Origin of the sequence: Blastococcus sp. TF02A-26, from assembly GCF_003319125.1 — a bacterium.
Classification (GTDB): domain Bacteria; phylum Actinomycetota; class Actinomycetes; order Mycobacteriales; family Geodermatophilaceae; genus Trujillonella.
In genome coordinates this window covers 120,883-133,188 of the sequence record NZ_QOHG01000011.1, presented here as the reverse complement: position 1 = coordinate 133,188, position 12,306 = coordinate 120,883, and the positions used below count along the sequence as shown (strand labels likewise).

Here is a 12,306-nt window from a genome sequence, read left to right as displayed (position 1 = left end):
CCGGGGTCAGCGGCTCCGTTCCTCGTCCTCCAGCGTCTTCTTGAGCAGCTTGCCCGTGTCGCTGTAGGGCAGTGCGGTGCGGAACTCGACCGAGGCGGGGACCTTGAACGGCGCGAGCGCCCGGGCGCACCACTCGCGCACCGCGGCCTCGGTGAGCCCGGAGCCCGCCCGCGGGACGACGAAGGCCTTCGGCTCCTGCCCCAGGTCGTGGTGATCGACGCCGATCACCGCGGCGTCGTCGATGTCCGGGTGCTCGACCAGCCGGTTCTCGACCTCGATCGGGTAGACGTTCTCCCCGCCGCGGATGATCAGGTCGCGGCGGCGGCTCTCCAGGTACAGCAGGCCGCCGGACACCCGCCCGAAGTCACCGGTGCGATACCAGCGCTCCGCGTCGAGGGCGGCGGCGGTGGCCGCGGGGTCGTCCCAGTAGCCGAGGAACACCGAGGGGCTGCGCAGGAAGACCTCGCCGACCTCGTGCTCGGCCGCGACGGACCCGTCGTCCCGCCGCACCTCGATCTCGACGGTCACCTGGGCGGGCCCGACGGACTCGGGGACCTCGAGGAACGCGTCGTTGCCGATCCGGGCGCCCAGGCCGACGGTCTCGGTCATCCCGTAGCCGTTGCCGAGCCTCACCCGCGGGAACCGCTCGTGCAGCGCACGGACCAGCTCGGGCGGGAAGGCCGATCCGCCGGTGGAGGTGGAGGTGACCGACGACAGGTCGTAGCGCTCGATGTCCGGGTGCCGCAGCAGCCGCCAGAACTGCGTCGGGACGCCGGCCAGGTAGGTGGCCCGGTGCTCCTGCACGAGTTGCATCAGGACCACCGGGTCCCACCGGCCGGGGGCGGGGAAGACCAGCTTGGTGGGGGAGGAGGCGGCGGTGACCAGCACCGGCGCGATGCCCGAGACGTGGAACAGCGGGCCGGTGACGATGGAGCAGGCCTGCGGCGGGGTCCAGCCCGGGGGCACCGGCGCGGTGGCCGTCGCCATCGCGCCGGACAGCCGGCCGACCAGGGCGAAGTTGACGATGTTCCGGTGCGACAGGAGCGCGCCCTTGGGGCGGCCGGTCGTGCCGCTGGTGAAGAGCAGGACGGCGGGGTCGTCCTCGGCGACGTCGACCGCCTCGGGCACCTGGCCGAGGTACTGCTGGGCGTCGGCGTGCAGCCGGTCGAGGCGGAGGACCGGGACGCCCTCGGGCACCGAGCCGGGCTCGAGCCGCTCCAGCCGGCGCTCGTCACCGACCAGCACGGCCGGCGAGCTGAGCGCGATCCCGTGGCGCAGCTCCGGGCCGGTCCACCACCCGTTGAGCCCGGTCACGACCGCGCCGACGGAGACGACCGCCCACATCAGCAGCGCGTACTCGGCGTGGTTGGCGGCCACGACCGCGACGCGGTCACCGGCCCGGACGCCGTGGCGCCGCTGCAGCAGGACGCCGATCGCGTCGATGTCGGCGAGCGCCTCGCGGTAGGTCCACGTCCGCCCGGCCGGCACCGAGTACAGGAACGGCAGCTCCAGCTGCGCCGGCGTCTTGTCCTCCAGCAGGGCGCGCAGGGTCCGCGGGCGGCGCACGAAGACGGTGTGCGGGACGCCGAGGACGTCCTCGGTGGTCAGCTCGAACGGCGCGCCGGGGCCGAGCAGCGCCTCGCGGACCTCCGGGGGCAGGGCGGCCGCCCCCTCCCAGTGCAGGCGGGCCGGAGCGGTGTCGGTCAGCCCGGTCATGCCTCGCCCCGCCCGGTCCGGGGCCCCGTGGTCCAGGCCGACACGAGGTCGGCCCAGCGGGAGGAGAGGGTGTGCCGGACGGCGGCGTCGCGGCTCTCGTCGGGGACGGCGGGCGTCGCGGCGGGCAGCGCCGGGAGTAGCGCCTCCAGCTCGTCGCGGTCCAGCCCCACCGCGGCGAGGGCGGCCGCGTCCCGGTCGGTGTCGAGCACGTCGGGCAGGTCCGCCCGGGCGACGAGGACGGCGAGGTCCTCCTCGCCGTCCTCCAGGAGCAGGTTGCACAGGCTGGACCTGGTCAGCCTCACCTCGGCGCCGTTCCGCGGCGGAGCGTCCCCATCATGGCTAAGATTGTGCCCTATGCGGGCCGCCTCGCCCAAGGGTGCGGCACGGGTCGCTACCGCGGACGGGGCTGCACCAGCTGGCAGACGGTGACGTGCGCGAAGACGCCGTCGAGGTCGCTGAGGGCCGCCGTCGACACGCCCCGGCCCAGGCCGGGATGGAACTGGGTCTGCCCGGTGAGCGCCACCCACTCGCCGGTGGGCTCGCGCAGGACGTGCGCGCTGACGTCGGGGTTGATCGTCGTGGCCGAGCCCGGGCCCATCTCGACCCCGATGTTGTTCGCATAGTCGAAGGCCAGCGCCGTCCGCGCGAGGGTGGATACCGCCTCGCCGGCGACGACCGGCACCTCCAGCCGCAGCCACACCCCGCGACCGGGCCCGTCGGTGCGCTCGGCGTAGCGCATGTCGACGGCGCCGAGGAACCCCGCCTGCGAGATCGACGTCTCGCGCAGGCTCACCGCTCGATCCGGCGGGACCAGCGGCGGAGACGAGGCGGCGGGTGCGCCGGTGGGCAGGTCGTCGCGGTCGGAGAGGTCGGCGTCGCGCAGCCGCAGCGCCGAGGCGCGGGCGAGCAGCACGTCGCCGACGAGCAGGTGCAGGTCGACCAGCTGGATCTTCTTGCCCTCGCGCACGACGGTGGAGGCCACCGTGACCGGCCGGCCCAGCGGGAGGGGCCGCACGAGGTCCGCGGTCATCCGGCTCAGCGTCATCGGCACCAGCGTCGGGACGTCGGCCAGGCAGTGCGCGAGCAGCGCGAGGGTCGAGCCGCCGTTGGCGTCGCGGGGGTCCCAGGCGCCCTGGGACAGCTCGGTGGCGACGAAGGCGTCGCCGTCGCGGACGAACAGGGCGCGCTCAGCCATGCCCGCACCGTCTCACAGCGCGTCCGGGCCGCCCCCGTACCGTGGCCGACGATGAGCAGCTTCCCCGCCCCCGCCGCCGTGCTCTTCGACATGGACGGCACGCTGGTGGAGACCGAGGAGCTCTGGGGCCAGGCCCTGCACGAGCTCGCCGCCCGGCGCGGCGGGGCGCTGAGCGCCGAGGGCCGCGCGGCGACGGTGGGCACGAGCATGCGCACCTCGATGGCGATCGTCCACGCCGAGCTCGGCCTGCCCGCCGACGAGCAGCGCGTGGACACCGACGCCCGCTGGGTCGAGGACCGCGTCGCGGAGCTGATGGGCGCCGGTGTGCAGTGGCGGCCGGGTGCCCGCGAGCTGCTGGCCGGCGTCCGCGCCGCGGGCGTGCCGACGGCGCTGGTGACGACGACGCCCCGGCGCCTCACCGACCTGGTGCTCGCCGCCATCGCCCGGTCGTTCGAGGGCTCGGCGCCCTTCGCCGTCACCGTCTGCGGCGACGAGGTCCCGGCCCGCAAGCCCGATCCCGCGCCCTACCTGCAGGCCGCCGCCGCGCTCGGGGTCGACGTGCGCTGCTGCGTGGTGGTGGAGGACTCGGTGGTGGGCGTGACGTCGGGCCTGGCGGCGGGCGCCGCGGTGCTCGGGGTCCCGGCGATGCAGGTGATCGACCCCGCACCCGGGCTGGTGCTGCGGGAGACCCTGACCGGGGTCGGCGTCGCCGACCTCGGGGCGCTGCTCACCGACCGGGAGACCGCCGGCTGCTGAGCGCTCAGCCCTCGGCCGGGAGGACCACGCTGAGCTGCTCGAACGGCTCGCCCGGCTGGTAGACGTCGTTGAACAGCGTCGCGCCGGCCTCGGTCAGCCGGACGTCGGAGCCGAGCCACACCCGGGCCCCCTCGGGAGCCGGGCCGGGCCGGAGCTGCAGGGTGACCAGGGGGACGCGGTCGGCGTCGGCCCGGGCGTACGGGTCCTCGATGGAGAGCTCGGCCCGATCGTCGCGCACGGTGATCAGCGGCGCCGCGACGCGGACGAACAGCATCCCGCCGTGCCCCTTGAAGCGGACGTCCCCGCGGAAGGCGAACGTGCTCCCGCCGGCGTCCACGCCTCCGACGGCGGGGAACAGGATGGTGTCCTCGCCCAGCGGGACGGCACCGTCGTGGATCGACCCCTGACCGTCGGGCATCCGGCGCACGTAGGCGACGAACGACCGCTTGATGCCCCACAGCAGGCCGAAGGGGATGTCGCCCGGGATCGGCCCGTCCGCCGGCTGCTCGGTCATGGGCACCGATCCTGCCGCATCCCGGTGCCGCTCCGGGGCGGGGTTCAGCCGAAGGGGTTCGAGGCCAGCCAGGCGTCGAGCAGGGCGCGGTCGCCGAAGACCTCGGCACCGGTCTGCTCCACCGCGCGCCGGCCGTAGACCAGCAGCACCAGCCCGGTCAGCGGGCCGCGGACGGCGACCGCGGACTTCTCGTGCGCCCGCCGCCATGAGGGGACGCCGCCGGTCAGATCCACCACCCACTCCGCCTCGAGGTCGGTGGGGGTGTCGGTGGCGTGCAGGTGCACGGTCCGGCCGGGGCCGAGGAGGGCGCGGCGCTCGGGGAAGATCTCCAGCATCTGCGGCGCCGACCCCAGCTCGAGCCACTCGTCCACGGCGTCGACGGCCACCTCGGGGTCGAGGTCGTAGGGCCGGCCGGCGGCCAGGGTGGCGTCGGCGCGGTGCACCGCGGTCTCGTGCGCGAAGCGGCGGGCGAAGAAGGCGGTCGGGCCGGGTCCGAACGGCGTCCAGACCTCGGCGTCGGGTCCCGCGCCCCGGAGCGCGGCCGTCAGTGCGGCGGAGCTCTCCGCCAGCTGGGCGTCGAGCTCGGCGGGGGACTGCTCGGGATCGCGCACGACGTCCCGGAAGAAGGCGTCCTCCGGTGGCTCGATCGCGCGGGTGGCGACCAGCTCGGCGGCCCAGCGCTGGCCGCCGGCCAGGTGCCGCACGAGGGCGCCGATCGTCCAGCCGGGGCAGCTCGGCACCGGCGTCGCCGGATCGGCCTCGCGGACGATCTCGCGCAGCAGCTCGGTCTGGTCGGCGAGGACGGCGGTCAGCCGGTCGAACTCGAGGGCCACGGGCGGGAGCCTAGGTGCGGTCCTCCGTCAGTCGCGCTCGACGACCGGCAGCGTCGCCCAGCCGGCGGCCGCGGCGGCCTCGGCGGGGAACGGCGGGGGAGTGCCGCCGAACGACGGGCACAGCGCCTGGTGGTCGCACCAGTCGCACAACCGGGTCCGGTTGGGCCGGAAGTCCTGGGTGGACACCGCGCGCTCGATCGCCGACCAGATCGCCTGCAGCGTCCGCTCGAAGCGGACCAGCTCACCCTCCTCGGGCGCGTAGGTCAGCGCGTCGGCGCTGCCGCCGAGGTAGATCAGCTTCAGCTGGCTGGCCACCACGCCGCGGGTGCGCCACAGCACCAGCGCGTAGAACTTCATCTGGAACAGCGCCTTGCCCTCGAAGGCCTCGCGCGGCATGGCGCCGGTCTTGTAGTCCACCACCCGCAGCGCGCCGTTGCGGGCGACGTCGAGCCGGTCGACGAAGCCGCGCAGCAGCAGCCCGTCGGGCAGCGTGACCTCGACCAGCTGCTCCCGACCCTCGGGCTGGATGCGGGTCGGGTCCTCCAGGGAGAAGTAGGACTCGACCAGCTTCCCGGCCGAGGCCAGCCACGCCTCCAGCGACGGCGGCGCCTCCTCGCCCTCGACCGGCGTGAACAGCTCGGTGACCGCCGGGTCGGCCGACAGCTCCTCCCACGCCGGGGCGAGCAGCGCCTGGGCCGACTCCGGCGTCCGCTCGGGGGCGGGCAGGTCGTACAGCTTCTCCAGGACGGCGTGGACCAGGGTGCCGCGCACCGCCGCGAGGCTCTTGCGCTCGGGCAGCCGGTCGATGGTGCGGAAGCGGTAGAGCAGCGGGCAGGTCTTGAAGTCGGCCGCCCGGCTGGGCGACAGCGAGGGCCGGCGCGGAGCCGAGGCGGGCTGCTCCGGCGCCGGCCCGCCCGCGACGTCGGCGGAGGTGGCCGGGGGAGCGGAGACCGGATCGGGGTGGAGCGCCGTCATGCACCCGAGGCTAGGTCGGACCACCGACAGTTCCGAGTGCTCTGCGGCGCGTCGCCGGTGAGTCCCAGCCCACTCCGGGCCTCTCCGTACGCTCGGCGCCCGTGGACCCGCAGCAGGAGCAGCCCCCCGAGACCGTGCCCGACGCCGCGCCGGCGCCCCGCGAGCCCGTCGCGGGAGCGTTCCGGGTCGGGGACCGGGTGCAGCTGACCGACCCGAAGGGGCGGCACCACACCGTCGTCCTCGAGGCCGGCAAGCAGTTCCACACCCACCGCGGCGCGATCGAGCACGACGACCTCATCGGCGCCCCCGAGGGCTCGGTCGTCCACTCGACCGCCAACACCGGTTACCTCGCGCTGCGCCCGCTTCTGGCCGACTTCGTGCTCTCCATGCCGCGTGGCGCCCAGGTGATCTACCCCAAGGACGCCGCCCAGATCGTCGGCTTCGGCGACGTCGGGCCCGGGATGCGGGTGCTCGAGGCCGGCGCGGGCTCCGGCGCGCTCACCTGCTCGTTGCTGCGTGCGGTCGGCAGCGGCGGTTCGGTCACCAGCTACGAGCGCCGGGAGGACTTCGCCGACGTCGCCCGTGGCAACGTCGGCGCGTTCTTCGGCGAGGTGCCGGACAACTGGAGCCTGCGGCTGGGCGACCTGGCCGACCACCCCGCCGAGGAGGTCGTCGACCGGGTGGTGCTCGACATGCTCGAGCCGTGGGCGGTGCTGCCCACGGTCGCCGCGGCGCTGCGCCCGGGCGGCGTCCTCGTCGGCTACGTGGCGACGACGACGCAACTGTCGACCTACGTCGAGGCGCTGCGCGAGCAGGGGGTGTGGACCGAGCCGCACGCCTGGGAGTCGCTGCTGCGCCCCTGGCACGCGGTGGGCCTCGCCGTCCGTCCCGAGCACCGGATGGTCGCCCACACGGCGTTCCTGGTGACCACCCGCCGGCTGGCCGACGGCACCGTCGCCCCGGTCCGCCAGCGCCGCGCCCAGAAGTACTGAACCGCGGCCGGTACCAGCTCCGGAACGGCTGCGCGAGGCGGCGGCGGTGTCGGTCCTCGCGTGTATAGATTTGCGTCCTGGCTCCCCCCGAGCTGTGCTGGAGGTGCGCGATGACCCTGGGTCCCGACGAGTTCCGAGCGCGGCGTGAACGTGACGTGACGGCGCTGCTCAGCCAGATCTCCTACCTCGAGGAGGAGATCGGTCTCCTGCGCCGCAAGGTGGCCGAGAGCCCCCGGACGGTGCGTGCCCTGGAGGAGCGGATCGCCGAGGCCGAGGGCCGCGCGGCGTTCCTCTCCGAGCGCAACGACAAGCTGGCCGGCACCCTGCGCGAGGCCCGCGAGCAGCTGGTCGCGCTCAAGGAGGAGGTCGAGCGGCTCGGGCAGCCGCCGTCGGGCTACGGCGTCTTCCTCACCCGCCACGAGGACGACACGATCGACGTCTTCACCGGCGGCCGGAAGCTGCGCGTCGCGGTGTCCCCGTCGGTCGACCTCGACGAGCTCCAGCACGGCCAGGAGCTGATGCTCAACGAGGCGATGAACGTCGTCGAGGCGCGCGGCTTCGAGCGCGGCGGCGAGATCGTGCTGCTCAAGGAGCTGCTCGAGCCGGTCGACGGCGAGGTCCGGCGGGCCCTGGTGATCGGCCGCACCGACGAGGAGCGCGTGGTCTTCCTCGCCGACTCGCTCACCGGGACGACGCTGCGCAGCGGCGACTCCCTGCTGCTGGAGACCCGCTCGGGCTACGTCTACGAGAAGATCCCCAAGAGCGAGGTCGAGGAGCTCGTCCTCGAAGAGGTCCCCGACATCGACTACAGCGACATCGGTGGCCTGTCCCGGCAGATCGAGCAGATCCGCGACGCCGTCGAGCTGCCGTTCCTGCACGCCGACCTGTTCCGCGAGTTCGAGCTGCGGCCGCCGAAGGGGATCCTGCTGTACGGCCCGCCCGGCTGCGGGAAGACGCTGATCGCCAAGGCCGTGGCCAACTCGCTGGCCAAGAAGGTCGCCGCGGCCCGGGGCGAGGAGAGCTCGAACTCCGGGCGCTCCTACTTCCTCAACATCAAGGGCCCGGAGCTGCTCAACAAGTACGTCGGCGAGACCGAGCGGCACATCCGGCTGGTCTTCCAGCGCGCCCGCGAGAAGGCCAGCGAGGGCACGCCGGTCATCGTCTTCTTCGACGAGATGGACTCGATCTTCCGCACCCGCGGCTCGGGCGTGTCCTCCGACGTGGAGAGCACGATCGTCCCGCAGCTGCTGAGCGAGATCGACGGCGTCGAGGGCCTGGAGAACGTCATCGTCATCGGCGCCTCCAACCGCGAGGACATGATCGACCCGGCGATCCTGCGGCCCGGCCGCCTCGACGTGAAGATCAAGATCGAGCGGCCCGACGCCGAGGCGGCGCGCGACATCTTCGGCAAGTACCTGACGACGACGCTGCCGCTGCACCCCGACGACCTGGCCGAGCACGGCGGCAGCCGCGAGGCGACGATCGCCGGGATGATCCAGCGGACCGTCGAGCGGATGTACACCGAGAGCGAGGAGAACCGCTTCCTCGAGGTGACCTACGCCAACGGCGACAAGGAGGTCCTGTACTTCAAGGACTTCAACTCCGGGGCGATGCTGCAGAACATCGTCGACCGCGCCAAGAAGATGGCGATCAAGGAGCGGCTGGAGACCGGCGCCGGCGGCCTGCGGGTCGGGCACCTGATGCAGGCGTGCCTCGACGAGTTCAAGGAGAACGAGGACCTGCCCAACACGACCAACCCCGACGACTGGGCGCGGATCTCGGGGAAGAAGGGCGAGCGGATCGTCTACATCCGCACGCTCATCAGCGGGAAGGGCAACGAGTCCGGCCGCGCCATCGACACCGCCACCAACACCGGCCAGTACCTGTAGTGGGCGTCCGCCCGGCCCTGCTCCTCGTGGCCGGGCTGACGCTGCTGGCCGGCTGCACGGGGACGGTGGCCGGGGACGCCTCGCCGGCCTCGTACGGGGCGGCGAAGCCCACGGTGCCGGTGGCCGGTCCGGGCGGGGCCGATCCGGCGGCCCCGCCGGTCGTCGGTACGTGCTACGACCTGGCCGACGGCGACGAGTACGAGGTGCTGGACCCGCCGCCGCCGGTGTCGTGCGGCGAGGACCACTCCGCCGAGACGATGGCCGTCGGCGACACCGGCCTCGGCCCGGACGACGAGCGGCCGTCGGAGGACGAGCTGTACGAGGACGACGACCTCGCCACCGCCATGGGCGAGCTGTGCGGGCTCGACGACCTCGTGACCTACCTGGGCGGGGAGGACCCGGAGGACCCGTACGCCTACTACTCGGTCTTCCTGCCCGACGAGGACCAGTGGGAGGCGGGGGCACGGTGGATGCGCTGCGACGTCTACTACGGCTACGCCGGTCCGGAGACCGCGCCGGGGGTGATGGCCGGCGCGCTGGACGGTCCGGACGCGGCCGCGTACCGGGTGTGCCTGGCCGGCAACGCGCGGGACCACTTCATCGTCCCCTGCTCGGAGCCGCACGGGGCCGAGCCGGTGGGGTACGCGCTGGCCGACCTCGACTACGACGCGCCCTACCCGGACGAGCCGACCCGGCTGGGCCTGGTGCCGAGCTGCGCCGAGGCGGTGCAGGAATACCTGGGCGGTGCGCCGCCGCTGGGCTACGCGGCCGACGTGTGGGTGGACACCGCCGACGACTGGGGGTCGGCCGGTGAGCCGCGCTGCGTCGTGGCACCCGCCGGCGGCGGCACCGTGACCGGGACCGTCCACCCCTGAGGCGGGCCCCGGACGGGTCCGACGGCCGGACGGCGCAGCGGCCTAGGGTTGGCCCATGAGCGTGCGGCGGGTCATGGGCACCGAGGTCGAGTACGGCATCTCGGTGCCCGGGCAGCCGACGGCGAACCCGACGACGCTGTCCAGCCAGGTGGTCAACGCCTGGTCGGTCGCCGAGGCGCCCACCCCGCGCCGCGCCCGCTGGGACTTCGAGGAGGAGTCGCCGCTGCGCGACGCCCGCGGGTTCGACCTGTCCCCGGCACAGGCGCTGGACCACAACGACTACGAGGACGACGCGGGGATGGCCAACGTCATCCTCACCAACGGCGCCCGCCTGTACGTCGACCACGCGCACCCCGAGTACTCCACGCCGGAGGTGACCAACCCCCGCGACATCGTCCTCTGGGACAAGGCGGGGGAGCGGGTCATGGCCGAGGCCGCCCGGCGGGCCGCCCGTGTGCCGGGGACGCAGCCCATCCAGCTCTACAAGAACAACACCGACGGCAAGGGCGCCTCGTACGGCGCGCACGAGAACTACCTGATGGACCGCCGGACGCCGTTCGTCGACATCATCCGCGGGCTCATCCCGTTCTTCGTGACCCGCCAGGTCTTCGCCGGGTCCGGCCGGGTGGGCATCGGCACCGAGGGCCGCACCCAGGGCTTCCAGCTGACCCAGCGCTCGGACTTCTTCGAGGTCGAGGTGGGCCTGGAGACGACGCTCAAGCGGCCGATCATCAACACCCGCGACGAGCCGCACGCCAACCCCGACGAGTACCGCCGGCTGCACGTGATCATCGGCGACGCCAACCTCGCCGAGGAGTCCACCTATCTCAAGGTGGGGACGACGTCGCTGGTGCTGGCGATGATCGAGGGCCGGGCGCTCACCCGGGACCTGACGATGGAGGAGCCGGTCGCCGCGCTGCAGGCGATCAGCCACGACCCGTCGCTGTCGTACAAGGTGCGGCTGCGCACCGGCCAGCGGATGACCGCGCTCGAGGTGCAGGAGGCCTACCTCGAGCAGGCGCAGCGCTTCGTCGAGCAGCGCGGCGAGAGCGACGAGCAGACCGACGACGTGCTGCGCCGGTGGGCCGAGGTGCTCGAGGTCCTGGCCGACGACCCGATGCGGCTGGCCGACCGGCTGGACTGGCCGGCGAAGCTGCGGCTGCTGGAGGGCTACCGGTCCCGCGACGGCCTGGCCTGGGGTGACTCGCGGCTGAAGCTCGTCGACCTGCAATACAGCGACGTGCGCCCGGAGAAGGGGCTGTACCAGCGGCTGGTGGCGCGCGGCTCGATGCAGCGGCTGCTGACCGAGGAGGAGGTGACCCGCGCGATGGTCACCCCGCCGTCGGACACCCGGGCGTTCTTCCGCGGCGAGTGCCTGCGCCGGTACCCGGCGCAGATCGCCGCCGCGTCCTGGGACTCGGTCGTGTTCGACCTCGGCCGGGAGAACCTGGTGCGGGTGCCGACCATGGAGCCGCTGCGGGGGACCCGCGAGCACGTGGGCGCGCTGTTCGAGGCCACGGCCACCGCGCAGGAGCTGGTCGACACCATCACGGGTGGTTGAGCCCGTGGGACGCCTGGATGTCACACCCCGCGGGTAGCGTTCGGTCCAGCAGGCACTTCGACTCTGTACAGGAGGTCGGCATGGCCACGAGGGACACCGGCGGGCAGCAGAAGGCCACGCGGTCGCGCGAGGAGACCGACGAGGTCGAGGCCTCGGTCGACACCGACGTCGCCGAGCGCCAGGAGAAGTTGACCGAGGACGTCGACTCCATCCTGGACGAGATCGACGAAGTCCTCGAGGAAAATGCAGAGGAGTTTGTTCGGTCCTACGTTCAGAAGGGCGGAGAGTGATCGTTAGGTCACTCTGAGCGATGAGCAAGACCTGTCCTCACTGTGGACGCCACCTCCCCTCCGCGGAGTTCGGGCGCAACCGCGCACAGGCCGATGGTCTGTCGTTCTACTGCCTCGAGTGCAATCGCGAACGCAACCGTCGCTGGTATCGGGAGAGTCGCCGCAAGCTGGGCCGAGAGGTCCGAGACCACTCCTGGATCCCGGACGGCTATCGGTGGTGTCCGACGTGCGAGCGGGCGGTCGCGCATGCCGACTACACGCGAAATGCGAGAAGCGCTTCCGGCTTCGGCAGCCGCTGCAAACGGTGCCACAGCGCAGCGAACGCGGACGGGTACTTCTATCGCCAGTACGGCCTCACGAAGTCGGCGATTGCCGCGCTCCGTGACATGCAGGGCGATCGGTGCGCCATCTGTCGTGACCTGCACCCTCAGCACCTCGACCATGACCACAGCTCGGGTCGTGTTCGACAACTGCTCTGTCAGCGGTGCAATCACGGATTAGGCCTGTTCCGTGACGATCCGCCGCTTCTGCGCGAGGCTGCCCGTTACGTCGAGCGGCACGGCGAGTCGGCGGCTCCTCGACCGGCCCGGCGGGCGCCGCGTCCCGAGTCGGTCGTGCTCCGCCATCGGGTGGCGGGCTCCACCTCGCGCGAGCGCGTCCGCGCCCGGCTGGCGGCGCTGATCGCGGAGACGGACCGGCCCTCCGCCTGA

13 protein-coding genes are annotated in these 12,306 nt (G+C 73.3%); 7 read left to right on the top strand and 6 right to left on the bottom strand.

Annotation, left to right across the window (positions count from 1 at the left end):
- Positions 1-6: 6 nt before the first annotated feature.
- The 3 genes from DQ240_RS14120 to DQ240_RS14110 form a co-directional block, all read right to left on the bottom strand.
- Positions 7-1,716, bottom strand: coding sequence for a class I adenylate-forming enzyme family protein (locus DQ240_RS14120; RefSeq protein WP_113840240.1), 1,710 nt, complete (start codon positions 1,714-1,716; stop codon positions 7-9).
- The gene (locus DQ240_RS14115) at positions 1,713-2,018 is read right to left on the bottom strand and encodes a hypothetical protein (protein WP_113840239.1); all 306 of its coding nucleotides are present in this window, start codon (positions 2,016-2,018) and stop codon (positions 1,713-1,715) included. Before DQ240_RS14115 ends, DQ240_RS14120 begins: the two co-directional genes overlap by 4 nt.
- Before the next feature lie 89 nt (positions 2,019-2,107).
- A complete protein-coding gene (locus tag DQ240_RS14110) occupies positions 2,108-2,911 on the bottom strand; it encodes a thioesterase family protein (protein WP_113840238.1) in 804 nt (267 codons plus the stop codon).
- A 51-nt stretch (positions 2,912-2,962) separates the two neighbouring features.
- Here DQ240_RS14110 and DQ240_RS14105 point away from each other — a divergent pair, with 51 nt between their 5' ends.
- Entirely contained in the window at positions 2,963-3,667 is a 705-nt protein-coding gene (locus DQ240_RS14105) for an HAD family phosphatase (RefSeq protein WP_199589300.1), read from the top strand.
- 4 nt (positions 3,668-3,671) lie between these two features.
- On the opposite strand, the gene DQ240_RS14100 is transcribed toward DQ240_RS14105, so the two are convergent.
- Genes DQ240_RS14100 through DQ240_RS14090 form a run of 3 tightly spaced genes read right to left on the bottom strand, consistent with a single transcriptional unit; the run spans position 3,672 to position 5,989 of the window.
- Entirely contained in the window at positions 3,672-4,181 is a 510-nt protein-coding gene (locus DQ240_RS14100; protein WP_113840237.1) for an HtaA domain-containing protein, read from the bottom strand.
- Between the two features lie 44 nt (positions 4,182-4,225).
- Positions 4,226-5,014: a maleylpyruvate isomerase family mycothiol-dependent enzyme gene (locus DQ240_RS14095; protein WP_199589299.1), complete on the bottom strand. Its 789-nt coding sequence runs from the start codon at positions 5,012-5,014 to the stop codon at positions 4,226-4,228.
- A gap of 27 nt (positions 5,015-5,041) precedes the next feature.
- Positions 5,042-5,989 (bottom strand): PD-(D/E)XK nuclease family protein, encoded by a 948-nt coding sequence (locus tag DQ240_RS14090; protein WP_113840236.1) that lies wholly within the window; start codon positions 5,987-5,989, stop codon positions 5,042-5,044.
- 134 nt (positions 5,990-6,123) lie between these two features.
- On the opposite strand from DQ240_RS14090, the gene DQ240_RS14085 reads away from it, so the two are divergent.
- The 6 genes from DQ240_RS14085 to DQ240_RS14060 all read left to right on the top strand — a co-directional run bounded on the left by DQ240_RS14085 (position 6,124) and on the right by DQ240_RS14060 (position 12,306).
- A complete protein-coding gene (locus DQ240_RS14085; RefSeq protein WP_113840235.1) occupies positions 6,124-6,981 on the top strand; it encodes a tRNA (adenine-N1)-methyltransferase in 858 nt (285 codons plus the stop codon).
- A 110-nt stretch (positions 6,982-7,091) separates the two neighbouring features.
- Complete coding sequence (gene arc, locus DQ240_RS14080; protein ID WP_113840234.1) at positions 7,092-8,870, top strand: proteasome ATPase; 1,779 nt, start codon at positions 7,092-7,094, stop codon at positions 8,868-8,870.
- Positions 8,870-9,745: a septum formation family protein gene (locus DQ240_RS14075; protein ID WP_113840233.1), complete on the top strand. Its 876-nt coding sequence runs from the start codon at positions 8,870-8,872 to the stop codon at positions 9,743-9,745. The genes arc and DQ240_RS14075 overlap by 1 nt, the downstream gene beginning before the upstream one ends.
- Positions 9,746-9,800: 55 nt before the next feature.
- A complete protein-coding gene (gene dop / locus DQ240_RS14070; protein WP_113840232.1) occupies positions 9,801-11,306 on the top strand; it encodes a depupylase/deamidase Dop in 1,506 nt (501 codons plus the stop codon).
- Between the two features lie 80 nt (positions 11,307-11,386).
- The gene (locus DQ240_RS14065) at positions 11,387-11,596 is read left to right on the top strand and encodes a ubiquitin-like protein Pup (protein WP_113840231.1); all 210 of its coding nucleotides are present in this window, start codon (positions 11,387-11,389) and stop codon (positions 11,594-11,596) included.
- A 20-nt stretch (positions 11,597-11,616) separates the two neighbouring features.
- Positions 11,617-12,306, top strand: a complete 690-nt coding sequence (locus tag DQ240_RS14060) for an endonuclease domain-containing protein (protein ID WP_113840230.1) — start codon at positions 11,617-11,619, stop codon at positions 12,304-12,306.

What these genes read in the sequence shown, in the direction of transcription:
- DQ240_RS14090 (WP_113840236.1), bottom strand. Translation starts at nt 5,989, where the DNA reads ATGACGGCGCTCCACCCCGATCCGGTCTCCGCTCCCCCGGCCACCTCC.
- dop (WP_113840232.1), top strand. Translation starts at nt 9,801, where the DNA reads ATGAGCGTGCGGCGGGTCATGGGCACCGAGGTCGAGTACGGCATCTCG.
- DQ240_RS14105 (WP_199589300.1), top strand. Translation starts at nt 2,963, where the DNA reads ATGAGCAGCTTCCCCGCCCCCGCCGCCGTGCTCTTCGACATGGACGGC.
- DQ240_RS14060 (WP_113840230.1), top strand. Translation starts at nt 11,617, where the DNA reads ATGAGCAAGACCTGTCCTCACTGTGGACGCCACCTCCCCTCCGCGGAG.
- DQ240_RS14100 (WP_113840237.1), bottom strand. Translation starts at nt 4,181, where the DNA reads ATGACCGAGCAGCCGGCGGACGGGCCGATCCCGGGCGACATCCCCTTC.
- arc (WP_113840234.1), top strand. Translation starts at nt 7,092, where the DNA reads ATGACCCTGGGTCCCGACGAGTTCCGAGCGCGGCGTGAACGTGACGTG.
- DQ240_RS14120 (WP_113840240.1), bottom strand. Translation starts at nt 1,716, where the DNA reads ATGACCGGGCTGACCGACACCGCTCCGGCCCGCCTGCACTGGGAGGGG.
- DQ240_RS14110 (WP_113840238.1), bottom strand. Translation starts at nt 2,911, where the DNA reads ATGGCTGAGCGCGCCCTGTTCGTCCGCGACGGCGACGCCTTCGTCGCC.
- DQ240_RS14065 (WP_113840231.1), top strand. Translation starts at nt 11,387, where the DNA reads ATGGCCACGAGGGACACCGGCGGGCAGCAGAAGGCCACGCGGTCGCGC.